Annotated in this window: 23 protein-coding genes; 13 read left to right on the forward strand and 10 right to left on the reverse strand. The window is 65.8% G+C overall.

Going from position 1 to position 23,912, the window contains the following annotated elements; translation table 11 throughout:
* Nucleotides 1-22 precede the first annotated feature (22 nt).
* A complete protein-coding gene (locus OHQ90_RS06845; RefSeq protein ID WP_328408358.1) occupies nucleotides 23-985 on the reverse strand; it encodes a metallophosphoesterase in 963 nt (320 codons plus the stop codon).
* A gap of 133 nt (nucleotides 986-1,118) precedes the next feature.
* On the opposite strand from OHQ90_RS06845, the gene OHQ90_RS06850 reads away from it, so the two are divergent.
* Nucleotides 1,119-1,583, forward strand: a complete 465-nt coding sequence (locus tag OHQ90_RS06850) for a GatB/YqeY domain-containing protein (protein WP_328408360.1) — start codon at nucleotides 1,119-1,121, stop codon at nucleotides 1,581-1,583.
* 60 nt (nucleotides 1,584-1,643) lie between these two features.
* Here OHQ90_RS06850 and OHQ90_RS06855 read toward each other — a convergent pair whose 3' ends face one another.
* Nucleotides 1,644-4,013, reverse strand: coding sequence for a penicillin-binding protein (locus OHQ90_RS06855; protein WP_328408362.1), 2,370 nt, complete (start codon nucleotides 4,011-4,013; stop codon nucleotides 1,644-1,646).
* A gap of 344 nt (nucleotides 4,014-4,357) precedes the next feature.
* Between OHQ90_RS06855 and OHQ90_RS06860 the strand changes: the two genes are divergently transcribed.
* Nucleotides 4,358-4,681 carry a WhiB family transcriptional regulator gene (locus OHQ90_RS06860; protein ID WP_305082794.1) on the forward strand — a complete coding sequence of 108 codons (324 nt, stop codon included), beginning with the start codon at nucleotides 4,358-4,360 and terminating at the stop codon, nucleotides 4,679-4,681.
* 62 nt (nucleotides 4,682-4,743) lie between these two features.
* Here OHQ90_RS06860 and OHQ90_RS06865 read toward each other — a convergent pair whose 3' ends face one another.
* Both OHQ90_RS06865 and OHQ90_RS06870 read right to left on the reverse strand, forming a co-directional pair.
* On the reverse strand, nucleotides 4,744-5,898 hold the full coding sequence (locus OHQ90_RS06865; RefSeq protein WP_328408368.1) for an ArsA family ATPase: 1,155 nt from the start codon (nucleotides 5,896-5,898) through the stop codon (nucleotides 4,744-4,746).
* Complete coding sequence (locus OHQ90_RS06870; RefSeq protein WP_328412636.1) at nucleotides 5,895-6,914, reverse strand: ArsA-related P-loop ATPase; 1,020 nt, start codon at nucleotides 6,912-6,914, stop codon at nucleotides 5,895-5,897. Before OHQ90_RS06870 ends, OHQ90_RS06865 begins: the two co-directional genes overlap by 4 nt.
* A 183-nt stretch (nucleotides 6,915-7,097) precedes the next feature.
* Between OHQ90_RS06870 and OHQ90_RS06875 the strand changes: the two genes are divergently transcribed.
* The 3 genes from OHQ90_RS06875 to OHQ90_RS06885 are packed head-to-tail and all read left to right on the forward strand — an operon-like array spanning nucleotide 7,098 to nucleotide 8,584.
* Entirely contained in the window at nucleotides 7,098-7,268 is a 171-nt protein-coding gene (locus OHQ90_RS06875; RefSeq protein ID WP_328408369.1) for a hypothetical protein, read from the forward strand.
* A gap of 16 nt (nucleotides 7,269-7,284) precedes the next feature.
* On the forward strand, nucleotides 7,285-7,743 hold the full coding sequence (locus tag OHQ90_RS06880; protein ID WP_328408370.1) for a RidA family protein: 459 nt from the start codon (nucleotides 7,285-7,287) through the stop codon (nucleotides 7,741-7,743).
* A gap of 43 nt (nucleotides 7,744-7,786) precedes the next feature.
* Nucleotides 7,787-8,584: an MBL fold metallo-hydrolase gene (locus tag OHQ90_RS06885; protein ID WP_328408371.1), complete on the forward strand. Its 798-nt coding sequence runs from the start codon at nucleotides 7,787-7,789 to the stop codon at nucleotides 8,582-8,584.
* Between the two features lie 114 nt (nucleotides 8,585-8,698).
* Here OHQ90_RS06885 and OHQ90_RS06890 read toward each other — a convergent pair whose 3' ends face one another.
* Nucleotides 8,699-9,373, reverse strand: coding sequence for a Crp/Fnr family transcriptional regulator (locus OHQ90_RS06890; protein WP_011206875.1), 675 nt, complete (start codon nucleotides 9,371-9,373; stop codon nucleotides 8,699-8,701).
* Between the two features lie 148 nt (nucleotides 9,374-9,521).
* Entirely contained in the window at nucleotides 9,522-9,764 is a 243-nt protein-coding gene (locus OHQ90_RS06895; protein ID WP_328408377.1) for a hypothetical protein, read from the reverse strand.
* A gap of 118 nt (nucleotides 9,765-9,882) precedes the next feature.
* On the opposite strand from OHQ90_RS06895, the gene nth reads away from it, so the two are divergent.
* From nth to OHQ90_RS06915, 4 genes are read left to right on the forward strand one after another with little or no spacing between them, the layout of a single operon-like run.
* Nucleotides 9,883-10,689, forward strand: coding sequence for an endonuclease III (gene nth, locus OHQ90_RS06900; RefSeq protein ID WP_328412638.1), 807 nt, complete (start codon nucleotides 9,883-9,885; stop codon nucleotides 10,687-10,689).
* Nucleotides 10,686-11,315 (forward strand): TlpA family protein disulfide reductase, encoded by a 630-nt coding sequence (locus OHQ90_RS06905; RefSeq protein ID WP_328408379.1) that lies wholly within the window; start codon nucleotides 10,686-10,688, stop codon nucleotides 11,313-11,315. Before nth ends, OHQ90_RS06905 begins: the two co-directional genes overlap by 4 nt.
* Entirely contained in the window at nucleotides 11,312-12,028 is a 717-nt protein-coding gene (locus OHQ90_RS06910; RefSeq protein WP_328408381.1) for an NUDIX hydrolase, read from the forward strand. The genes OHQ90_RS06905 and OHQ90_RS06910 overlap by 4 nt, the downstream gene beginning before the upstream one ends.
* The gene (locus tag OHQ90_RS06915) at nucleotides 12,025-13,218 is read left to right on the forward strand and encodes a MarP family serine protease (protein ID WP_328408383.1); all 1,194 of its coding nucleotides are present in this window, start codon (nucleotides 12,025-12,027) and stop codon (nucleotides 13,216-13,218) included. Before OHQ90_RS06910 ends, OHQ90_RS06915 begins: the two co-directional genes overlap by 4 nt.
* A gap of 35 nt (nucleotides 13,219-13,253) precedes the next feature.
* Here the strand turns inward: OHQ90_RS06915 and OHQ90_RS06920 are convergent, their stop codons facing one another.
* From OHQ90_RS06920 to acs, 4 genes are all read right to left on the reverse strand, one after another.
* Complete coding sequence (locus OHQ90_RS06920) at nucleotides 13,254-14,189, reverse strand: alpha/beta fold hydrolase (RefSeq protein ID WP_328408385.1); 936 nt, start codon at nucleotides 14,187-14,189, stop codon at nucleotides 13,254-13,256.
* A 73-nt stretch (nucleotides 14,190-14,262) separates the two neighbouring features.
* Nucleotides 14,263-14,769 (reverse strand): phage holin family protein, encoded by a 507-nt coding sequence (locus OHQ90_RS06925; RefSeq protein WP_328408387.1) that lies wholly within the window; start codon nucleotides 14,767-14,769, stop codon nucleotides 14,263-14,265.
* Nucleotides 14,770-14,808: 39 nt separating this feature from the next.
* Complete coding sequence (gene nhaA, locus OHQ90_RS06930; protein WP_328412640.1) at nucleotides 14,809-16,026, reverse strand: Na+/H+ antiporter NhaA; 1,218 nt, start codon at nucleotides 16,024-16,026, stop codon at nucleotides 14,809-14,811.
* A 180-nt stretch (nucleotides 16,027-16,206) separates the two neighbouring features.
* Nucleotides 16,207-18,162: an acetate--CoA ligase gene (gene acs, locus OHQ90_RS06935; protein WP_328408389.1), complete on the reverse strand. Its 1,956-nt coding sequence runs from the start codon at nucleotides 18,160-18,162 to the stop codon at nucleotides 16,207-16,209.
* Nucleotides 18,163-18,604: 442 nt separating this feature from the next.
* On the opposite strand from acs, the gene OHQ90_RS06940 reads away from it, so the two are divergent.
* The 4 genes from OHQ90_RS06940 to OHQ90_RS06955 all read left to right on the forward strand — a co-directional run bounded on the left by OHQ90_RS06940 (nucleotide 18,605) and on the right by OHQ90_RS06955 (nucleotide 23,848).
* The gene (locus tag OHQ90_RS06940; RefSeq protein WP_328408391.1) at nucleotides 18,605-20,212 is read left to right on the forward strand and encodes a peptide ABC transporter substrate-binding protein; all 1,608 of its coding nucleotides are present in this window, start codon (nucleotides 18,605-18,607) and stop codon (nucleotides 20,210-20,212) included.
* Nucleotides 20,213-20,275: 63 nt separating this feature from the next.
* Nucleotides 20,276-21,202, forward strand: coding sequence for an ABC transporter permease (locus OHQ90_RS06945; protein ID WP_328408393.1), 927 nt, complete (start codon nucleotides 20,276-20,278; stop codon nucleotides 21,200-21,202).
* Complete coding sequence (locus tag OHQ90_RS06950; protein WP_328408395.1) at nucleotides 21,195-22,148, forward strand: ABC transporter permease; 954 nt, start codon at nucleotides 21,195-21,197, stop codon at nucleotides 22,146-22,148. Before OHQ90_RS06945 ends, OHQ90_RS06950 begins: the two co-directional genes overlap by 8 nt.
* 8 nt (nucleotides 22,149-22,156) lie before the next feature.
* The gene (locus OHQ90_RS06955) at nucleotides 22,157-23,848 is read left to right on the forward strand and encodes an ABC transporter ATP-binding protein (RefSeq protein ID WP_328408397.1); all 1,692 of its coding nucleotides are present in this window, start codon (nucleotides 22,157-22,159) and stop codon (nucleotides 23,846-23,848) included.
* Nucleotides 23,849-23,912 lie beyond the last annotated feature (64 nt).

Below are 23,912 nucleotides of genomic sequence, written 5' to 3' on the forward strand. Positions count from 1 at the left end.
ATCCAAGTCTCGGCAAGCGACCCTAGCGGGCGATGGCCTCCGAGGCCGAAACGCCCTGCCCGCTATCGGTAAGCGGCCGCCTCGGTGGTGCGGCGACCAGTGTCACCAGTGTCGCCTCCGGCCGGCAGCAGAAGCGGTACGGCGCCCACGGTGAGGTGCCGAGCCCGGCGGAGACGTACAGCTGGGTGTGGTCGCCCCACTTCGACGCGCCCTTCACCCGGGAGCGATCGATGCCGCAATTGGTCACCAGCGCACCGTATCCGGGCAGGCATAGCTGACCGCCGTGCGTGTGCCCGGCCATCACCAGGTCGTAGCCATCCTCGGCGAAACGATCCAGCACCCGCGGCTCCGGCGAGTGGGTCAGACCGATGCTCAGCTGGGCCAGGGGATTCGGGGCGCCTGCGACGGTGTTGTAGCGGTCGCGCTGCAGATGCGGATCGTCGACACCCGCGGTGGCGATGCGGATGCCCGCCACCTCGACATCGCGGCGCACATGGGTCAGATCCAGCCAGCCACGTTCGGTGAACGCCGCGCGCAGGTCCTTCCACGGCAGCGGCGCGCCGTATACGCGGCGGTGGTCCTTCTTGAAGTACTTCATCGGGTTCTTGGGCACCGGCGCGAAGTAGTCATTGCTGCCGAAAACGAAAAGACCTGGGCGGGAAAGCAATCCGCCGAGGGCCTGGACCACCGCGGGCACCGACTTCTGGTGCGACAGGTTGTCGCCGGTATTGACGACCAGGTCCGGCTCCAGCCGATCGAGCTCGCGCAGCCACTGCTGCTTGAGCTTCTGACCGGGCATCATGTGCAGATCGCTGATGTGCAGCACCCGTAGGGATGCCGAACCCGGCTGCAGCACCGGCATGGTCGCCTCGCGCAGCACGAAGGCGTTTCGTTCGATCAACGAGGCGTAGCCGACACCGGCCACCGCGGCCCCGGCGGCTCCCAACGCGGTTCGTCGGATGGCGGAGGTCGAGATTACGGGCATTTGCCCAGCATAGGTGACCCCGCTGAGGATCGCTGAGTGTGTTTACGCACAAGCGTCCGGATGCGGGGCCCGAAACCGGACCGCACGGCAAATGTAGTGGGCCGGACCCGAGCGAGCGGCTACCGTGTGGCACATGTCGGAACTCAAATCGCAGCTGCGTGCGGACATGACCGCCGCGATGAAAGCAAAGGACAAGCTGCGCCTCGCCACCTTGCGGATGCTGCTGGCCGCCGTCCAGAACGCCGAGGTCGCGGGCTCGGAGGCGCGCGAGCTGTCCGATGCCGAGGTCATTGCCGTGCTGCAGAAAGAGGCGAAGAAGCGCAGCGAGTCGGCCGAGGTCTACACCCAGGCGGGTCGCGGCGAGCTGGCCGCCAACGAACACGCCGAGGCGCGGATCATCGACGAGTACCTGCCGACCCAACTGTCCGACGCGGAGGTCGCGGATGTCGCCGACACCGCGATCGCGCAGGTTGCCGAGCAGCTGGGGGAACGGCCCGGCATGCGTCAGATGGGCCAGGTGATGAAGGCCGCGACCGCGATCGCCAAGGGCAAGGCCGACGGTTCGCGTCTCTCCGCCGCCGTCAAAGCACGCCTGTAGCCATATCCTTCCGAAAACACCGCCGACCCGGCGCGTTGCGTCCGGGTCGGCGGTGTTCTGCTATCTCGGGAAGCCGGGGATCGGGATCGGAATCGGGATGGGTGGCAACCGCGGTGGCGGCGGCAGCCCGGGGACGCCCGGCGGCGGCCCCGGTGGTGGTGCGGCCCGCTCGGTGCCGTCACTGATGTAGATGGTGATCACCGAGCCGGGAATCGCCGAACCGTTCGGTGCGGTACCCATTACGGTGCCCTTGGGCTGCGATCCGACTCCGTTCACCGGCGAAACCTGGAAGCCCGCCGCCACCAGCTTCGCGGTCGCCTCGCCCTGCGACATGTTTGCGACATCGGGGACCTGCGCGCCGTTCGACCCGCGGACGTACTTGTCGTCCAGGGGCGGCAGCGCCGGCGGCGGGAAGTTCTGCACTACCGGCCTGATCGCGTTGAACCAGGTGCGCGCCGGTTCGTTACCACCGAACAGGTTGCCGTCGCCGCAGCCGCGCAGCGGGAACGAGCAGATCTCGCCGGGTGTCGGGCTGTCGCCGTAGACGTAGGCCGCCGCGGCGAGGGAGTTGGTGAAGCCGACGAAGGCCGAGGACCGGTGGCTTTCGGTGGTTCCCGTCTTGGCGGACAGCGGGAGCTTCCAGCCGGTCGACTGGGCCGCGGCTGCCGCGGTGCCGCTGATGTCGTCCTTGCTCATGGCGTTGGCGAGGGTGTTGGCCAGGCCGGGCTCGACGACCTGCTCGCAGGCCTGCTGGGTCAGCGGCACCACCTTGCCGGAGCGGTCGATCACTTCCTTGATCGGCGAGGCGGGGCACCACCGGCCGCCGGAGCCGAGCGTCGCGGCGACGTTCGACAGCTCCAGCGGGTTGATCGCGACCGGGCCGAGGGTGAACGAGCCGAGGTTCTGGTCCTTGATCATGTCCGCGAGGCTCTGGTTGCCGTGCCCGGAGCTGCCCGGTTCGGTGTAGGAGCGCATGCCGAGCCGCACCGCCATATCGACGGTCGGGGTGACGCCGACGGCCTGGATCAGCTTGACGAAGGCGGTGTTCGGCGAGGTGGCCAGCGCCTCGGTCACCGACATCGGCGACTTGTACCGGCCCGCGTTTTCGACGCAGTAGGTGGCGGCCGGGCAGCCGCGCGCGCCACCGTTACCCATGCCTCGTGCCTCGAACCGGCCCGGCACGTCGAGCTGGGCGTCGATGCCGAGGCCCTTCTCCATGGCCGCGGCGGTGGTGAAGAGCTTGAAAATCGAGCCCGCGCCGTCACCGACCATCGAATACGGCTGCGGCTGCACGGTTTCGTTGGCGTCCCGGTTCAGGCCGTAGGTGCGACTGCTGGCCATCGCCAGCAGCGGATGCGAATCCTGGCCGGGCCCGACCACCGACATGACCTGGGCGATGTCGTCGAGGTTCGGGTTGGCGGCCTCGGACACCGACCGCTTCACCGAGTCCTGCAATGCGGGATCGAGGGTGGTTTTGATCAGGTAGCCGCCCTTATCGATCTGCTCGCGGCTGATGCCCGCGTTGGCCAGATACTGCAGCGCGTAGTCGCAGAAGAAGCCGCGATCGTTGGCCGCGATGCAGCCGCGCGGCAGGCCCATGGGCTCCGGCTGCACACCGAGAGGTTCTTCTTTGGCTTTGCGGAATTCGTCGGCGCGACTGGGGATGTTCTGGATCATCGTGTCCAGCACGGTGTTGCGCCGAGCGGTCACGCCGTCGGGATTGGTGTAGGGGTTCAGCTTCGAGCTGCTCTGCACCATGCCTGCGAGCATCGCTGACTGCGGCACGTTCAGGTCGGCGGCGTCGATGCCGAAATAGGTGTGCGCCGCGTCCTGGATGCCGTAGGAGGCGTTACCGAACGGGACCAGGTTCAGATACCTGGTGAGGATCTCGTCCTTGGTCAGCTCCGAGTCGAGAGTGAGCGCCATCCGGATCTCGCGAATCTTGCGCGCGGGAGAGGTCTCGATAGCGGCGCGGCGCTCGGCGTCTGTCTTGGCGACGACGAGCAGCTGGAAGTTCTTCACGTACTGCTGGTCGAGCGTCGACGCGCCCTGCTGGACCTCGCCGCTGGTCGTATTGGTGAGGAAGGCGCGCATCGTGCCCTGCCAGTCCACCCCCGCATGCTCGGCGAAGCGCCGGTCCTCGATGGAGACGATCGCCAACTTCATGTTGTTGGAGATCTTGTCGCTGGGAACCTCGAAGCGGCGCTGCTCGTAGAGCCAGGCGATCGGTGCTCCGTTCGCGTCGACCATGGTGGAGACGGCGGGGGCGGTGCCCTCGACCAACTCCGCTGACACGTTGTCGACTGCGTCGGCGGCACGGTTGGACACGAACCCGAAGCCGCCTGCGAGGGGGAACAGCATCCCTGCAATGAGCACCGCGGCCAGCGCGCAGCTGCCGGCCAGCCTCGCGAGCGTTTGTGTGATCGGCACGATCCTCAGCCTACGGGGTGGTGTTCTGACCGGATCTTGCGGTTCGCGAGGCCGTACGGGCGTGTCGTCAGAAGGGTTTCGGCGTGTCGCAAGTGGGCCAACTGCGTGTCGAGTCGACCGCCCGGTTCTCTATCACGTTTGGAGGGACGGACGTACCAAAAAGTCTCAGAACGGTCTTGCGCTCGGGGCATACCTTTACCTAGATTGAGAACCCAGTGTGATAGAGCTAACACTCAAATGTGGAATGTGGTGCAGTTCGCAGCGGGGATTGGGTTGCTGCGAGGCTGACACGCGATTCTGGAGCGCCGTTCAACCGGTGTTCGGACTGCAAAGGGGCACACCAAATGCACATGACAACCCCCATCGCTCGATTGGACGTAGAGCAGGCCGAAGCGAGGATCGCCTGGGTGGCCCAGGCGCGATGCAAGGAAGTAGATCCCGATCAACTGTTCGTCCGTGGCGCTGCCCAGCGCAAAGCTGCGACTATCTGCAGGCACTGCCCGGTGCTGATGCAGTGTGGGGCCGACGCACTCGACAATCGAGTCGAGTTCGGTGTGTGGGGAGGAATGACCGAGCGGCAGCGGCGTGCGCTGCTCAAGCAACACCCTGAGGTGACTTCCTGGTCGGACTTCTTCCAGGCGCAGCGTCAGCATCAGGTCGCGATCTAGTCCCTAGCCGAAACACCACCGAGCCCGTGAAAGCGGGCTCGGTCGGCGTTGAGCGGCCTATATCAATCAGATATCACGACCGGCTCGGGAGCGGGGGTCCCGGTGAGCTGATCTCCGACCGCTTGCAGCGCTTCCAGATCGGAAACTTCGAACGGCAGCGCCGTCACCGAGACGATCGGAACCCGCGGATGCGCGCCCGTGAAACGGTGCAGCAGATGCAGTTCGCGCTTCGCGGTGGCAACCCGCTGAGCATGGATGCGCAGCACCGACGAGGTGATCGGGTCGGTCTCGGCCAATTGGTCGGCGGCGGTCAGCGCGTGATCGGCCGACAGCGTGCTCAGCACCGGATGCGTCCGGTTCAGCACCAGACCGGCCAACGGCATGCGTTCGGTCGAGAGCCGGTCGACGAAGAACGAAGCCTCGCGCAGCGCATCGGGCTCGGCGGCCGCGACCACCAGGAAGTGCGTGCCCGGCTTGGACAACATCGCGTAGGTCCGGTCGGCGCGATCCTGGAATCCGCCGAACAGCGATTCCAGTGACTGCAGGAAATTCGACGCGTCCTTGAGCATCTGGCCGCCGACGATGGTGGACACACCGCGCACCGCCAGGCTCATCGCGCCGGTCACCAGTCGGGTGACGCCGCGGCCAGGGGCCATGATGACCCGGATCATCCTGCCGTTGAGGAAGTTTCCGAGCCGCTTGGGCGCGTCGAGGAAGTCGAGGGCGTTGCGCGACGGTGGTGTGTCGACCACGATCAGGTCCCACTCCTTGCGCCCCGCCAACTGCCCGAGCTTCTCCATCGCCATGTATTCCTGCGTGCCGCCGAAGGAGGAGGCGACCGTTTGGTAGAAGGGATTGGCGAAGATCTGCTCGGCTTTGTCCGGGCTGGTGTGCTCGAGCACCATGTCGTCGAAGGTGCGGCGCATATTGAGCATCATCGCGTGCAGTTCGCCCTTGGCATCGGGGCCCAGCGGCACCCGCTGCGGGGCGTTGTCCAGATCGGCGACGCCGAGTGATTGGGCCAGTCGGCGGGCCGGGTCGATGGTCAACACCACAACCTTGCGGCCCAGCTCGGCCGCGCGCAGCGCGATCGCCGCCGCGGTGGTGGTCTTGCCGACGCCTCCGGAACCGCAGCAGACGACGACCCGAGCGGTCCGGTCTGCAATTATTTTCGAAATATCCAGTGGCACAGCCACATTCGAGCTCGGCGTGCTCATCGGACTCCCTGCGCGCTCAGATGTTCGGCCAATTCGTACAGGCCGCCGAGGTCGATACCGTCCGCGAGGGCCGGCAGATACAGGCGCGACACCTCGACCTTGGCGAGTTCGGCAGCGCTGTCGTCCTGCGCCTGCAGAGTGGCCGAATGCTCGACGGTTTCGGTGATCAGACCCTGGAAGTCCTGGTCGGACAATGAGATACCGGCCTTGGCGAGTGCGGCCCCGATGGCGTCGCCGTCGATATCACCCTGCGCGGCTTTGCCGCGCACCTCGGTGGGTAGTAGACCTTTGCTCGCCCGGTTCACGATCACCGCGCCGATCCGCAGATCGGCGGCGGTGAGCTCGGCGATCGCGTCGGCGGTCTCCTGCACCGGCAGTGCTTCGAGCAGGGTGACCAGGTGAATCATCGTCTGATCGGAGTGCAGCAGCTTCGAAACACCCTCGGACTGCGAGGCGATCGGCCCGCCCTTGGCCACCTCGGCCATGGCCTGGGTGACATCGAGGAAGCTGGCGATCCGGCCGGTCGGCGGTGCGTCCACCACGATTTCGTCGTAGGCGAGCCGGCCCGCCTTGTCCTTGCGGACCACGCACTCCTTGATCTTGCCGGTCAGGATGACGTCACGCAGACCGGGTGCGATCGTGGTGACGAACTCGATGGCGCCCATGCGGCGCATCGCCCGTCCGGCGAAGCCGAGGTTGTAGAACATATCCAGGTACTCGAGGAAGGCATGCTCGATATCGAGTGCGAGCGCGACCACCTCGCCGCCGCCGTCGGCGGTGGCAATCCTGGTTTCGGTCGGCGGCAACGGGGGCAGATCGAACAGCTGGGCAATGGACTGCCTGCTCTCCACCTCGACAAGCAGTACCCGCCGCCCACCCGCGGCGAGGGCCAGCGCGAGTGCCGCGGCGACCGTGGACTTCCCGGTTCCCCCTTTTCCCGACACGTAGTGCAAGCGGGCTTTTTCCGCGCGCGCCGGCCAACCCGTTTCTAGCCCCGGCTCCGCCGAAATAGGCACTGCTGTTGGTACTCCCACGATCGCGAGCCTATAACCCGCTCTGAGATCGCGCCCGAGGGATAGGGTTACTGGCCGGTTTGACGCCCGTTCTGTACCAGACAGTGGGGCGGCGCGGTCTGCGAGGCTGGTGCAGACACCGTGCCGCGGGCGCGGCGAATCCCGCGCATCTATACGCTCACCGCTATGAGTGATGCGAGTGATGTGACCGTGTGGGAGTACGCAACCGTTCCGCTTTTGACGCACGCGACCAAGCAGATCCTCGACCAGTGGGGTGAAACGGGCTGGGAGCTTGTCACCGTGCTGCCCGGCCCGACCGGCGAGCAGCACGTCGCCTACCTCAAGCGCCCGAAGTAGAGAAGGGACCAGACCAGTGACCCAGTGGGAGAAGAACCTCGCCCGACTCGGACTGACCCTGCCCCCGGTGGCGGCGCCGGTTGCGGCCTATATCCCGGCGATCCGCACCGGTTCGCTCGTCTACACCTCGGGTCAGCTGCCGTTCGTCGACGGGAAACTGTCGATAACCGGCAAGGTCGGCGCTGAGGTTTCGGTCGAGGATGCCAAGGCTGCCGCGCAGCAGTGTGCACTGAACGCACTCGCGGCGGTGCACGACCTGGTCGGTTTGGACGCGGTAGTGCGGGTGGTCAAGGTAGTCGGATTCGTGGCCTCCGCGCCCGGATTCGGGGGCCAGCCTGCGGTGATCAACGGCGCATCGGAGCTTTTCGGCGAGGTGTTCGGTGACGCGGGCGTGCACGCACGTTCTGCCGTGGGCGTGTCCGATCTGCCCATGGACACCCCGGTCGAGGTCGAGATAATCGTCGAGGTGCGTTAAACAGGTTCTCGGAACACCAATTTCGATCGACTGGGGTAATCCGATGACGACGCTGACTCATCCCGCATACGGGCAGCTGCGGCAGGTCACGCCGAGCGCGGCGGTCCTGCTCGCGGACAATCCTGGGCAGATGACCCTGGAGGGCACCAACACCTGGATTCTGCGCGCACCGGGTGAGTCGGGCTATGTGGTGGTCGACCCGGGGCCGAAGGACAAAGCGCACAGCGAGGCCATCGCCCGGGTCACCGAGGGCAATATCGTCCTCACGCTGATCACCCATCGCCATCACGATCACACCGGTGGCATCGACCGTCTCGTCGAGCTCACCGGTACTCCGGTGCGGGCCGGGACGGCCGAGTTCCTGCACGGCTCCGAGGCAACGCTGGTCGACGGCGAGGTGATCGAGACGGCCGGACTGCGCATCACCGTCCTCGGTACCCCGGGACACACCCTCGATTCGGTGAGTTTCGTGCTCGACGATGTGGTGCTGACGGGTGACACCATTCTCGGCAGCGGCACCACGGTGCTCGATTCCAGCGACGGCACCCTGGCCGACTATCTGAACTCGCTGGATCGGCTGGTAGAGGTGGGCGCCGGGCGCGCACTGCTGCCCGCGCACGGACCGGATCATCCGGATCTGGAGCCGGTTGCCAGGTACTACATCGCGCATCGGCACGAACGCCTCGAGCAGGTGCGCGAAGCGCTGCGCGTGCTCGGACCGGACGCGGGTGCGATGGCGGTGGTGCGGAAGGTGTACGCCGACGTCGACAAGCGACTGTGGCTGGCCGCCCGCAGCTCAGTGCAGGCGCAGCTGGAGTATTTGCGTAGTCAGCACGCCTGAGAGCGGAACGTCACCCGGGCGAACGCCAGGATCCAGTCGCAACAGCAGAGCGTGCGTTACGACTCGATCCCGGCGTTCGCCGGGACGACGTATGGAGCTGCCCGAGGGGGCGGCTCAGCGCGCGCGCCGGGCCAGTCGCTCGGAGTCGGAGATGAGCACGCTCTTGCCCTCCAGCCGCAGCCAACCACGGTGCGCGAAGTCGGCGAGCGCCTTGTTCACGGTTTCGCGGGAAGCGCCGACCAGCTGGGCGATCTCCTCCTGGGTGAGGTCATGGGTGACCCGCAGCGCGCCCGCCTCCTGGGTGCCGAAGCGCTGAGCCAGCTGCAGCAGCGCCTTGGCAACCCGGCCGGGAACATCGGTGAAGATGAGGTCGGCGAGGTTGTTGTTGGTGCGACGCAGACGCCGAGCGAGAACCCGAAGCAGCTGCTCGGCGATCTCCGGCCGCTGGTCGATCCAGGACTTGAGTGCGTCACGGTCCATGGTGACCGCGCGGACCTCGGTCACGGTGGTTGCGGTCGAGGTGCGCGGGCCGGGGTCGAAGATCGACAGCTCACCGAACATGTCGGACGGACCCATGATGGTCAGCAGGTTTTCCCTGCCGTCCGGGGAACGTCGTCCGATCTTCACCTTGCCGGACGTGATGATGTACAACCGGTCGCCGGGTTCGCCCTCGTTGAAAATTACGTGGCCGCGCGGAAAATCCACGGGCTGCAGTTGTTTGGCGAGAGCCGCTACCGCGGTGGGCTCTACGCCTTGGAAGATGCCTGCTCTGGCGAGGGCCTCGTCCACGAATGTGCTCCTTATGGGAAATGGCTCTGTCCTGGACCGAAGCGATTCGGCCAACAGCGCAGTCTACGCGGCATTGGGGCAGCGCAGTGACAGACACCACGTAACGAGTGGATTGCGCGGCACGCCGATACCGGGTTCGGTCCCGTGTTCAGCTAGCGCGAGCGATGTCCAGTTCTTCTTCACGGGACCGGCGCTTGCGCATCCGTGCCACCGCAGTCGGCAGTCCGAGCTTCGTCAGCTCCTTCACCTCAGGGTTGCTGGCCTTATCCAGGTACTGCTGAACCTCTTCGTCGGGTTCGAGAAGTTTTCGGAGCCGATTCTCGACCCGCTCCATGCCCAGTGCGAACAGCATCAACAGCACTGGGAAGAGCACCACAGCGAGTCCTTGCATATCGAGCAGTAAACACGGCTGAGGTCTCAGATGGAACACGGCAGCTGATCTGAACGGGCACCGTTGTGGGGTGGTTCCGTATGGTGGACGGGTGCGTGTCTCCCCCTCCACCGCTGCCATGAGCGGGCCTTCGCCTGCTGCCGCGGCAACCGATACGCAGCCGGTGACGGTCGCGGTTCCGAAACGGAAAAACCGGGCCCGACAAGCGGAAACTCAGCTCGGCCTGGTCCGAAGGGCCCGTCGGATGTACCGCACTCTCACGGTCGCATTTCCTGATGCGCATTGTGAGCTGGACTTCACAAACCCCCTCGAATTGGCCGTCGCCACAATACTTTCCGCGCAGTGCACCGATGAGCGCGTGAACCTGACCACACCCGCACTGTTCGCGAAGTACCGGGACGCACGCGCTTATGCCGAGGCAAACCGCGCCGAGCTGGAGGAATGCATCCGCCCGACCGGGTTCTTTCGTAACAAGACAAGTTCGCTGATCGGCCTCGGGCAGGCGCTCGTCGAACGGTACGACGGTGAATTACCTCACACTCTCGACGAACTGGTGAGGTTGCCCGGCATCGGCCGTAAGACTGCGAACGTCATTCTCGGCAATGCTTTCGACGTGCCGGGAATCACGGTCGACACCCATTTCGGCCGTTTGGTGCGGCGCTGGGGATGGACCGCCGAGGAAGATCCGGTGAAGGTCGAGCACATCGTCGGTGCGCTGATCGAGCGCAAGGATTGGACGATGCTGTCGCACCGGGTGATCTTCCACGGACGCCGGGTGTGCCATGCCCGCAAGCCGGCCTGCGGTGTGTGCGTGCTCGCGAAGGATTGCCCTGCGTTCGGGGCCGGCCCGACCGACCCGGAGACCGCGGCGAAGCTCGTGAAAGGTCCGGAGGCGGAGCACTTGCTCGAGCTGGTGGGCAGGTGAGGCAGGTTCCTGTCGCGGCACGCTTGGCATTGGCCGGATTGATCACCGCGGTGGCACTCGCTGTCGCGCTGTGGCCGCGCGGCGACGACACTTCGGTCGACGGCGCGCAGATCCATCCGAGCGCACCGGTGCCCGAGCAGTTGCGAGCCGCCGCCGGACTGGCACCGTGCCCACGGCCCGCGGCGGACGCGGTCGGGCACGGCCCGCTCGCCGGAATTACGCTGAGCTGCCTCGCCGACGGCAAACCCGTCGACGTGGCCGCCGCACTGGCCGGCAAGCCCGCACTGTTGAATCTGTGGGCGTATTGGTGTGGGCCGTGCGCTGAAGAGTTGCCGTATCTGCAGGAGTACGCCCGACGAGCGGGGAACGCGATTACCGTGCTGACCGTGCACAGCGATCCGGATGAGGCAAGGGGGCTTGCACTGTTGGCCGACCTGAAGGTGACACTGCCGGGAGTGCTCGACGCGAGCACCAGGGTGCGTAACGCCGTCGGAGTGCCCGCGGTGTTACCGGTGTCGGTGCTGCTACGCGCCGATGGGTCGGTCGCGAAGGCGATCGTGCGCCCGTTCGATGGTGTCGAGGACATCGCCGACACCGTCGCGAACGAACTGGGAGTCGCGGCATGACAACTCCCACACCGGAAAACATTCCGACCTGGCTGCGCAAGGCGACCGAGCCGACCACCGATGCCACCGACACGCTGTCGTTGGCGCGTGCGATGCGCCGGGCCATGACCATTACCAGCGCGCCGCGTCAGGCGGCGGTGCTCGTGTTGTTCAGCGGCTCACCGGAACCGGATCCCATTGCACTGGGCGGGTTGCCCGCCGACGCGGACGTGTTGCTCACCCAGCGCGCGTCCACCATGCGCCAGCATCGCGGCCAGGTCGCCTTTCCCGGGGGCGAGGTCGAGGTAGCTGACGCCGGACCGATCGACACCGCCCTGCGCGAGGCGTGTGAAGAGACCGGGCTGGAGCGCGAAGGCGTGGAACCCCTTGCGGTGCTACCGAAGTTGTTCGTGCCGCCGTCCCGATTCGATGTGACCCCGGTTGTCGCCTACTGGCGCACGCCGCGCGCGGTCGGTGTGGTGAACGAGACCGAGACCGAACGGGTGGTTCGGGTGCCGCTTGCCGAGCTGCTCGATCCGGCGAACCGCTTTCTGGTGCGCGGCAGTCTCGGTTACCAGAGTCCTGCCTTCCAGGTGGACGGGATGCTGGTGTGGGGGCTGACCGGCGGTATTCTGGCCGGCCTGTTCAAAGCCGCAGGCTGGGAACGGGATTGGGATCGAAACGATGTACGTGACCTCGAAACTTCGCTGGCTGCAGTGGGGATGACCTTATGAGTTCATCGGCCTGGCTCGACATCGCCGTCGTGCTGCTCGCACTGTTGTGCGCATCGTCGGGCTGGCGATCGGGCGCGGTCGCGTCTGCGCTCGCCTTCCTCGGCGTCGTGCTCGGCGCGGTTGCGGGCATTCTGATCGCGCCGCACATCCTGATCCACGTCGACGAGGGCCGCACCAGAGTGCTCACCGGCGTGCTGCTGATCGTGGTGCTGGTGATCGTCGGCGAGGTCGCGGGCATGGTGCTCGGCCGGGCCGCGCGCGGCGGCATGCGGCATTCGCTGACCCGCAGCGTGGACAGTGCGGTGGGCGCGGTGCTGCAGGCGGTGGCTGTGCTCGTCACCGCATGGCTGCTCGCGCTGCCGCTGGCCTCCTCCTCGCAACCGGCCATCGCCACCGCGATCAATGGGTCCCGGGTGCTCGCCGATGTCAACGAGGTCGCCCCCAACTGGCTGCGCAGGCTGCCGAACGAATTTTCCAAGCTGCTCAATACCTCCGGGCTGCCGGACGTCATCGGTCCGTTCGGGCGCGCGCCGATCGCGGCGGTCGAACCGCCCGACCCGAGTGTGCTCACCAGCCCGGTCGCGGCCTCGTTGCAGCAGAGCGTGCTGCGCATCCGCGGTGTCGCGCCGAGCTGCCAACGGGCGCTCGAAGGTTCCGGCTTCGTCATCGCGCCGGAGCGGGTCATGACCAACGCGCACGTGGTCGCGGGCACCACCAGTGTTCAGGTGGACACCGCACGCGGTCCGCTGGACGCGACCGTCGTGCTGTTCGATCCGTCGAAGGACGTTGCGGTGCTGGCGGTGCCCAACCTCACCGCACCGGTGGTAGAGCAGGCCCCTGCGCCCGCGCGCTCCGGCGACAGCGCCATCGTGCTCGGTTACCCGGGTGGCGGGCCCTACACGGCCAGCGCGGCCAGAGTCCGCGAGACCTTGGATCTGACCGGGCCGACGATCTACCGCAACGGCACCGTGGAACGCGAGGTCTACACCGTCCGCGGCCAGGTCCGGGCAGGCAATTCCGGCGGTCCGCTGGTAGATGCCGACGGTCAGGTGCTCGGTGTCGTGTTCGGCGCCGCGGTCACCGACGACGACACCGGCTATGTCCTGACCCTGGCCGAGGTCCGTGCCCAATTGGACATCGCACCGGCCGAGAACACGGCGGTCGGCACCGGGGCGTGTGTGCTGAGTTGATCCGGCTGTCGGGCGCGTTCGCGCCCGACAGCCCGTCAGGCGAGCAGCTTGGCCAGTTCCACGGTGACGGCTTCCGGGCTTTCCTGATGGGCGAAGTGTCCGGCGGCCGGGATGGTCACCGAGCGTCGCTGCGGTGACCACCGCAGGCCGCGCTGGACGGTGCCGTGCAGCAGGTAATTGTCCAGTTCGCCGTGCATGGCCAACACCGGGATGTCGATGGGCACGCGCATGGTTGCCATGAAGCGCCTGCCGTCGGGACGCCACTGGCTACGGAAGGCCCAGCGCTGGTATTCCAGCGCACAGTGCGCCGCACCGGGAATTTGGATGGCCGAGCGCATCCGCCGTGCGGTGTCGACGAATTCGGCGGTGCTCGACCATGATCCGCTGACGCGCTGGCGCAGCAGCCGCTCGACCTCGAAGCCGTCCCGGGCAGTCAATAGGCCCTCGGGGTATCTGGGCAGCTGATAGCGCAGGAAGTTCGGCAGCCAGGCCCTGCGCTGGCGGCCGTCCCGCAGCACCGCGTTCTTGAGCGCCGCCGGATGTGGCGAGCTCACCAGTGCGATCGAACGCACCAGCCGCGGGTGCAGCACCGCGGTCGTCCAGCACACCAGCCCGCCCTCGGCATGGCCGACGAGGGTGGCCTCGGTGTAGCCGAGCGCCCGGATGAGCCCGGCGACATCACCCGCGAGCGTCCAGCCGTCATAGCCGCGCGGTGGTTTATCGCTGTCGCCGTAGCCGCGCAGGTCCACCGCCACCGCCCGATAGCCGAGTTCGGTGAGTCCGGTCAGCTGGTGCCGCCAGGACCACCAGAAGTCCGCGAAGCCGTGCAGCAGCACGACCAACGGCGCATCAGCACGGTCGGGAGCGGCCTCCACGACATGGAATCGAATGCCGTTGGCATGAACGTCCCGATGCGTCCATGGTCCGTCGAAACGGACGCTGGACGGATCCGGAAATGAGTTCGACGACACGCCGATCGAGCCTAGTGGTCGGCGTGCGGTACCGCCTAGTCGGCGCGGCCGGACGGAGTCCGCGGTGGTCGCCTCAGCCGCGCGGCTTGTCGAGGGAGAGCTGTTCCTCATGCGCGCTGGAGCCGAAGCCGCTCGGCAAAACCGTGCGGGCCTGTTTCAGCGAATCGATCGTCTTTTCCGGTGCGCGCAGCTTCTTCACTCGCAGATAGCCGAGTCCGGCCAGCGCCACAGTCGCGGCGACCATCAGCAGGAACACGATCAGGAATGCCGCCCACCGTGCCAGCCAGACATCGAGCAGCTCGCCGAGGAAGAAGAAAAAGAAGAACGTGCTGAACAGCAGCACGGTGAGCGCGAGGATGAAGTAGACGCTGCCCTGCAGCCCCTTCTTGATCTCGCCGGTGACCTCGGCCTTGGCCAGCTCTACCTCGGCGCGCACCAGTGTCGACATCTGTTCGGTCGCGTCGCGGACCAGGCTGCCGAAGGTGGCCGACCCGTTGGGGTTGGCGTCGGTGAGCGGAATCGATGTGACCGTGTGGTCACGCCTTGCGCCGGTTCCGTTACCGCCGTCTGTGAAACTCACTTGGTCGACCCTTCTCCCTGTCCCGACACTGCTTCGGCCTCACTCTTCTGGTTGTAGCGCACGTGCGTCACGACGCGCCTGGTGGACACGCCCACGCCGCAACAGTAGCGCCGAACCAGCGAGCGACGCCGCCATTGATGTCACCAACACCGCTGCCTTCGCCAATTCGATGGCGGAGCCGTCTCCGACGTCGGCCAGCGCGAGTTCTGCCACAAGAAGGCTAACCGTGAAGCCGATCGCGCCGAGCACCGACAGTGCGAACATGTCGCGGTAGCCGAGTTCGGCCGGGCGTTTGGCGACGCCGAACCGGATTGCCAGGCAGCTGATCCCGAAGATGCCGATGGTCTTGCCGAGCAGTAGCCCGAGAATGATGGCAAGAGACAGCCTGTCGGTGAACAACTGCCCGAAGACCTTCCCGTCCAACGGAACTCCGGCGGCGAACAGTGCGAACAGCGGCACGCACAGTCCGGCCGAGATCGGCTGGATCAGGTGCTCGAGCCGGGTGGCAGGCGCTTCGTGCTCGCCTTCGTCGAGCCGAACGCGGGTCAGCAGGCCGAGCCCGACGCCGGCCAGGGTCGGATGGATGCCCGCCTCGTGCAGGGCGTACCAGGCGATCAGCGCCAGCGGCAGATAGACCAGCGGCGAACTGATCCGCCGGTGCTGGGCCAGCGCCCAGCCGCCGAAACAGGCCGCGGCCGCCAGTAGCCACAGGATCGCGACCGAGCTGGTGAACAGCACCGCGATCAACAGGATCGCGAGCAGATCGTCGACCACCGCGAGGCTGAGCAGGAACACCCGGGCGCTGGCCGGAATGCGGGAACCGGTCATGGCGAGCACGGCCAGCGCGAAGGCGATATCGGTGGCCACCGGAATGGCCCAGCCACGATCCATACCCTCGGTGCCGAAGCCGACCAAGAACGCGATCAGCGCGGGCGTGGCAACGCCGCCGACCGCCGCGACGATCGGCAGCGCGGCGCGCTTGGGATCGGCGAGCTCACCGACGACGAGCTCGCGTTTGAGCTCCAGTCCCGCGACGAAGAAGAACACGGTGAGCAGACCGTCTTTGGTCCAGTCGGCCAGGGTCAGATCCAGGTGCAGCGGGGGGATGGGCAGCACCGTCTCGGTCATCGTCACGTAGCCCTCGCCCCACGGCGAGTTCACCCACAGCAATGCGGTTGCGGCCGCGATCAGGAGTATTGCGCCGCCGACGGTTTCGGTCCGCAGATACCGGGTCAATTCCGAGCGCACTTGGGTGATCACGGGAAACCTTCCGGCCGGCTGGTCAAGGCTGCGGACGCACAACCCCACCGAATCGGCTTTCAGGTACGCGACCGCATGCCGACCAGACTTCCCGGCACACCTTACGCAATCCTAACGGATAGGGCCGGTGACGAATATCGTCACCGGCCCTATCATGTGCCGTTTATCCGCAACGGATCAGGCGCGACTGGACCGGATCGCCTCGAAAACATTCGGATCGACCAGGGTCGAGGTATCGCCGAGTTCGCGGCCCTCCGCGACGTCGCGCAGCAGTCGGCGCATGATCTTGCCACTGCGCGTCTTGGGCAACTCGGGCACGACGTGGATCTCCCGCGGCCGTGCGATCGGACTGATCTCGCGTGACACTTCCGCCTCGAGCTCGTCGACCAGCGCGGCTCCGGTGTCCTGGGCCTCGGCGGTCAGGATGACGAACGCGACGATGCCCTGACCGGTGGTGTTGTCGCTGGCGCCGACGACAGCGGCCTCGGCAACACCCGAGTGCCCGACCAATGCGGACTCCACCTCGGCGGTGGAGATGCGGTGGCCGGACACGTTCATTACGTCGTCGACCCGGCCGAGCACCCACAGGTCGCCGTCGGCGTCGAGCTTGGCGCCGTCACCGGCGAAGTACCAGCCCTGCTCGGCGTAGCGCTCCCAGTAGGTGGCCCGGTACCGCTCCATATCGCCCCAGATGCCGCGCAGCATCGACGGCCACGGCTGGTCGAGCACCAGGTAGCCGTTGGCCTCGGTCTCCCCGAGTTGCACCGGCTTACCTTCTTCGTCGACGACGGTCGCCGAAATACCGGGTAGCGGTGTCATGGCTGCGCCCGGTTTGGCGGCGGTGACGCCGGGCAGCGGAGAGATCATGATGGCGCCGGTCTCGGTCTGCCACCAGGTGTCCACGATCGGAGCCGAGCCCGCGCCGATCACCTCGCGGTACCAGCGCCATGCCTCCGGGTTGATCGGCTCACCCACCGAACCGAGCAGCCGGATGCTCGACAGATCATGCGCGGCCGGAATCTCCTTACCCCACTTCATGAAGGTCCGGACCAGTGTCGGGGCCGTGTAATAGATGCTGACACCGTACTTTTCGACGATCTGCCAGTGCCGGTGCTCGTCCGGGAAGTTCGGCGTGCCCTCGTAGACGACCTGGGTGGTCCGGTTGGCGAGCGGGCCGTAGACGATGTAGCTGTGTCCGGTGACCCAGCCGATGTCGGCGGTGCACCAGTAGACGTCGTGTCCGGGCTTGTGGTCGAAGACGTTGTGGTGGGTGTAGGCCGCCTGGGTCAGGTAGCCGCCGGAGGTGTGCAGGATGCCTTTGGGTTTTCCGGTGGTGCCGGAGGTGTAGAGGATGAACAGCGGATGCTCGGCGTCGAACGCTTGCGCCTGGTGGTCCGGGGAAGCCTGCGCGACCGTGTCGTGCCACCACACGTCACGGCCCTCGGTCCACGGCACCTCGATGTTGGTGCGGCGCACGATGAGCACGTGCTCGACGCTGTGCGGCACATCGCCGTGGGCGTAGAGCGCTTCGTCGACGGCTTCCTTGAGTGGGGCGGACTTGCCGCGCCGCCACTGCCCGTCGGTGGTGATGATCAGGCGTGCGCTGGCGTCGTCGACGCGCTGGCGCAGCGCGGTGGGGGAGAAGCCGGCGAAGACGACCGAGTGGGTGAGCCCGAGGCGGGCACAGGCCAGCATCGAGACGATGGCCTCGGGAACCATCGGCATATAGATGGCGACTCGATCACCTGCCTCCAGGCCGAGTTCGGTGAGGTAGTTGGCCGCCCTGCTGACCTCGGCGAGCAGGTCGCGGTAGGTGATGTCCTTGGAGTCGCCCGGCTCGCCTTCCCAGTGGATGGCGACCTGATCGCCGTGGCCGTCCAGTACGTGCCGGTCGACGCAGTTGTAGGCGACGTTGAGTTTGCCGTCGACGAACCACTTCGCGACGGGTGCGTCGCGCCAATCGAGGACCTGTGTCCAGGGCTGATCCCAGTGCAGCCGTCCGGCCTGTTCGGCCCAGAACGCGTCGCGATCCGCCGCGGCCCGCTGATACAACGAGGCGTCTGCATTTGCCGCCGTGGCGAATTCCGGGTTCGGTGGGTACGAGTCCGTGTGGTCGGCGGTGGTATCGGTCATCTCGTCTCTTCCTTCACGAAATCTGCAGCGCTCGATTCGACGCGCCCGGTGTGGGCCAGTTCGACAGTAATCAACTGTGACCCAGGCCGCGTCCGGTGTGCCCACCGGGTTTCGATCCCGTCACCGCGGCGCGTATCCGGCCCGATCGCCTGACAAACCGACCCCGCGCTAGTTATCGTCTTCTTCAACCTCTTAGAACACCGGATGGCCCCAGCGTCGGCATAGTTCCGGTAGATCAGCGTTTTCATCGCCAAGTTTTGCGTGTTTCGGCCATGTTGCCGGATTGGTAACAAGTGGAACGAACCTTGGTCAATCCGATGACAACGGTCGTCCGAATAGCTACTGTCCCAGGCATTCCAAGGCGATCGAGTCGAGGCGCGCTGGGAAGGACTCACGCGTGCGTCGCGGATCCCCTTCGCCTGTCTCGAATCGGGAGAACGCGTTGAGATTCAACAGAGCTACAGCGTTGATCGCGGCAGTACTGCTGGCCACAAGCCTCGGGCTGTCCGCATGTTCGTCGAGCGATAGTGCCGACGCCGACATTGTCACGACGAACGGTGGTGAACCACAGAATCCGTTGGTGCCCACCAATACCAACGAGAATATGGGTGGCCGCGTAGTCGACCGGCTGTTCGCCGGGCTGAAATATTACGACGGCAAGGGCGTGGCCCACGACGAGCTGGCGGAGTCGATCAAGACCACCGATCGGAAGAATTACACGATCGCCATCAAGCCGAATTGGAAGTTCACCGACGGCAGCACGGTGACGGCCAAGTCGTTCGTCGATGCCTGGAACTACGGTGCGCTCGGCACCAACGCCCAGCTGCAGAGCTACGTGTTCACCCCGATCGTCGGATTCGACGAGGTGTCGGCGGAAAAGCCGACGGCACAGACGATGTCGGGCCTGAAGGTGGTCGACGATCGCACATTCACTGTCGAGTTGAAGCAGCCGTCCATCGACTTCGAGACCGAACTCGGCTACGCGCCGTTCTATCCGCTGCCCGAGGCGGCGTTCAAGGACATGAAGGCCTTCGGCGAGAACCCGATCGGCAACGGCCCGTACAAGTTCGCCCGCACGGGCGCGTGGGAGCACAACGTCAAGATCGACTTGGTGCCCAACCCGGATTACCAGGGCGGCCGCCCGGCCAAGAACAAGGGCCTGCGGTTCGTCATGTACCAGTCGTTCGACACGGCCTATTCGGATCTGCAGGCGGGCAATCTCGATTCCCTCGACACCATCCCGGACAGCGCGCTGACCTCCTACAAGAAGGACCTCGGTGATCGCGCGATTCTCGCGCCGACCGCGCAGAACCAGCACATCGGTGTCCAGGCCAATGTCGCGCACTTCGGCGGCGAGGAAGGGCTGCTGCGGCGCAGGGCGATCTCGATGGCGATCAACCGCCAGCAGATCTGCGACACCATCTTCAACGGCACCAAGACTCCGGCGCGTGACTTCACCGCAAGCACCCTGCCCGGGTTCGACGGGAATCTGCCCGGCTCCGAGGTGCTGAAGTACAACCCGGAGGAGGCCAAGAAGCTGTGGGCGCAGGCCGATGCCATGTCACCGTGGTCGGGTCGTTACGAGATCGCCTACAACTCCGACGGCGGCCACCAGGCCTGGATCGAAGCCGTTGCCAACAGTGTGAAGAACACCCTCGGTATCGACGCGGTCGGCACCCCGTTCCCGACCTTCAAGAACATTCGGGATCTGGTGAACGCCAAGACGATCGGTAAGGCATTCCGCTACGGCTGGCAGGGCGACTACCCGACCATGCTGCAGTTCCTGACCTCGCAGTACTACAGCTACTCCGATACCAACAACGTCGACTACAAGAGCGCCGAATTCGATGGCCTGCTCGACGCCGCGCTCGCGGCGCCGACGCTCGAAGAGTCCTACAAGATCGTGGCGAAGGCCCAGGCGCTGCTGATCAAGGACATGGCCGATATCCCGGTGCTCGACTACCTCGCCGCGGCGGGACGGTCGGACAAGGTGACGAAGGCCGAACTCGCGTGGAACGGTCTGTTCGACTTCGAGAACATCGAGAAGTAGCCGCTCGGCTCGGTCGTGCCGCCAACCCGGCGGCACGACCGTGCCGCTCACCCAGGAGACGAAATGGCCTGGTATGTCATGCGGCGTCTGCTCCAGATGATCCCCGTGTTCCTCGGGGCGACGCTGCTCATCTACGCACTGGTCTTCCTAGTTCCGGGCGATCCCATCCACGCGCTGGCAGGCGATAAGCCGATGACGCCTGCGGTGGAAGCCCAACTTCGCGCCCGCTATCACCTCGACCGCCCGTTCTTCGTGCAGTACCTGCTGTACCTCAAGGGCATCTTCACGCTCGATTTCGGCACGGCCTTCTCCGGCAGGCCGGTACGCGACGAGCTCGCGCGGGCCTTCCCGATCACGATCAAGCTGTCGCTCATGGCGGTCCTCATCGAGGGCATCTTCGGCGTCATCTTCGGATTGATCGCGGGTCTGCGCAAAGGCAGGCTCTTCGACTCGACCCTGCTGGTGGTGAGTCTGGTCATCATCGCGGTGCCGATCTTCGTGATCGGCTTTCTCGCCCAGTTCCTGCTCGGCGTGAAATGGGGCATCGCGCCGGTGACCGTCACCGGCAAGGCGAGTATCGGCGAACTGCTCGTCCCGGCGATCGTGCTCGGCTCGCTGTCGTTCGCCTATGTGCTCCGGCTCACTCGAAACTCGGTGGCGGAGAACATGTCCGCCGACTACGTGCGGACCGCGACCGCCAAGGGGCTGAGTAGACCCCGTGTCGTCACCGTGCATATTCTGCGCAATTCGATGATCCCGGTCATCACCTTCCTGGGCGCCGACCTCGGCGCCCTGATCGGCGGCGCCGTCGTCACCGAGGGCATCTTCAACATCCCGGGCGTGGGAGGCACGCTCTACCAAGCGATTACGCGCGGTGAACCACCGACGGTGGTGTCCTTTGTGACGGTCCTCATCGTGATCTTCCTGATCTCGAATCTGCTCATCGACCTGCTCTACGCCATGCTCGACCCGAGGATTCGATATGCCTGACCTCGATAAACACGTCCCGGACAGGCAGCGGCACTTCGTCGCACCGCCCGACGAGGTGCAGGTTCTCGCCACCGACCAGGTCGACGAATCCGGTTCGCCGACCAGCATCTGGCAAGACGCATGGCGGCAGCTGCGCCGAAATCCGATCTTCATCGTCGCCGCGCTGCTGATTGTCTTCATCGCGGTTGTCGTGCTCTGGCCGGGACTGTTCAGCGATCAGGACCCGCGCTATTGCAACGGCGATTTCAGTATGGATCCGCGTGGGCCGGGCCATCCGTTCGGCTTCGACAAACAGGGCTGTGACGTCTACACCCGAACCGTCTACGGCGCACGGGCTTCGGTGATGGCCGGTCTCGGCGCGACAACGCTGTTCCTGTTCATCGGTGGCACGCTCGGGGCGCTCTCCGGCTTCTACGGCGGGCTGCTCGATTCGGTGGTGTCACGGATCGCGGAGATCTTCTACGCGATTCCGCTGATGCTCGCCGCGATCGTCATCATGCAGCTGCTGGATTCACGGACCATCTGGACGGTCATCCTGATTCTGTCCGCGTTCACCTGGCCGCAGGCGGCACGCATCGCACGCAGTGCGGTGATCGAGGCCAAGAACAGCGAGTACGTCACGGCGGCAAAAGCATTGGGCGTCTCTCGAATACGGACCCTGCTGCGCCATGTGTTGCCGAATGCGGCAGGACCGCTGATCGTGGTCACCACGATCTGGCTCGGCGCGTTCATTGTCACCGAGGCGACCCTGTCCTACCTCGGGGTCGGGCTGCCGCGCACGATCGTGTCCTGGGGTTCCGATATCAACACCAATCAGCACGAGCTGCGCGGTGGTTCGCCGATCCTGTTCTATCCCGCGACAGCATTGGCGCTCACCGTGCTGAGCTTCATCCTGCTCGGCGACGCGGTGCGGGACGCGCTCGATCCGAAGGCCAGGAAGAGGTGACCGCGGCGATGTCCGATAAACCACTGCTCGAGATCGAAGATCTCAACGTCTGCTTCAGTTCCGAGGGCAAGCAGATTCCGGCGGTCCGCGACGTCAGTCTGTCGGTCTATCCAGGTCAGACGGTGGCGATCGTCGGTGAATCCGGCTCCGGGAAAACCACCACCGCGCACAGCATCATCGATCTGCTGCCCGGCACCGGACAGATCACCTCCGGCTCGATCCTGTTCGACGGAAGAGATCTCGCGAAGGCATCGAAGAAGGATATCGTCGCCGTGCGCGGCAGCGGCATCGGTCTGGTCCCGCAGGACCCGATGTCGAACCTCAACCCGGTGTGGAAGGTCGGGTTCCAGATCAGGGAAACGTTGGCGGCCAACGGAATAGCCAAGGGCAAGGCCGCCGCGAAGCGGGCGATCGAACTGCTGGAGGAAGCGGGGATGTCGGACGCGCAACGCCGGGTCAACCAGTATCCGCACGAATTCTCCGGCGGCATGCGCCAGCGTGCGCTCATCGCAATCGGACTGGCGTGCCGGCCCAAACTACTGATCGCCGACGAGCCGACCTCGGCGCTCGACGTCACCGTGCAGCGGCAGATCCTCGATCATCTCGACGGTCTCACCAGCGAACTCGGCACGGCGGTTTTGTTGATCACCCACGATCTCGGTCTCGCCGCCGAGCGCGCCGAGCACCTGGTGGTGATGTATCGCGGTCGGGTGGTGGAATCCGGTCCCGCACTCCAGATTCTGCGTGAGCCACAGCATTTGTACACCAAGCGGCTGGTGAACTCGGCACCCTCGCTGGCCTCGCAGCGGCTGTCCTCGGTGCGTGAGCGCGTCGAGATACGCAAACAGGCCGTTCAGGTCGCGGAGGAGGCGGCCGCGGCCGACACGGAGTCGGCAGCGGTCTCCGATGGCGTGGTGGTCGCGGAGAATTTGACCAAGGCATTCAAGATGCGCGGCAATGCGCCGTGGAAGTCGTCGGACTTCATTGCGGTCGACGAAGTGTCATTCCGGCTCGAGCGCGGCACCACCACGGCCATTGTCGGTGAGTCCGGATCCGGCAAATCCACTGTCGCGCAGATGGTTCTCGGCTTGCTGGAGCCGACGTCCGGGAAGGTGACCTTCGACGGCAAGGAGGTCGCGAAGCTGGACCGCAAGGGCGCCTTTGCGTTCCGCCGCCGGGTGCAGCCGATCTTCCAGGATCCCTACGGCTCACTGGACCCGATGTACTCGATCTACCGCACCATCGAGGAACCGTTGCGCACGCACCGGATCGGCACCTCCAAGGAACGCGAAGCGACGGTGCGGGAATTGCTGGACAAGGTTTCGCTGCCCTCGACGGTGATGCGCCGCTATCCGAATGAGCTGTCCGGTGGTCAGCGTCAGCGCGTGGCCGTGGCCCGTGCGCTGGCACTGTCTCCGGAGGTGGTGGTCTGCGATGAAGCGGTCTCCGCGCTGGATGTGCTGGTGCAGGCCCAGATTCTGAAGCTGCTCAACGATTTACAAGCGGAGCTCGGGCTGTCCTACCTGTTCATCACCCACGACCTGGCCGTGGTCCGGCAGATCGCCGACGAGGTGCTCGTGATGCAGAACGGCAAAGTCGTCGAGGCCGCCACCACCAACGAGGTCTTCGACAATCCACGAGAGGAGTACACCCGGCGGCTGCTGGACGCGATTCCGGGACGCGATCTGTTGGCGGGGTAGGTGTTGCCGTCACCCCGCTGAGCTGGACGGCACGCCGATCAGCGCGGTGGCCACTGCGGCTCGC

Origin of the sequence: Nocardia sp. NBC_00403 (assembly GCF_036046055.1) — a bacterium.
In the GTDB taxonomy this organism is placed as follows: Bacteria; Actinomycetota; Actinomycetes; order Mycobacteriales; family Mycobacteriaceae; genus Nocardia.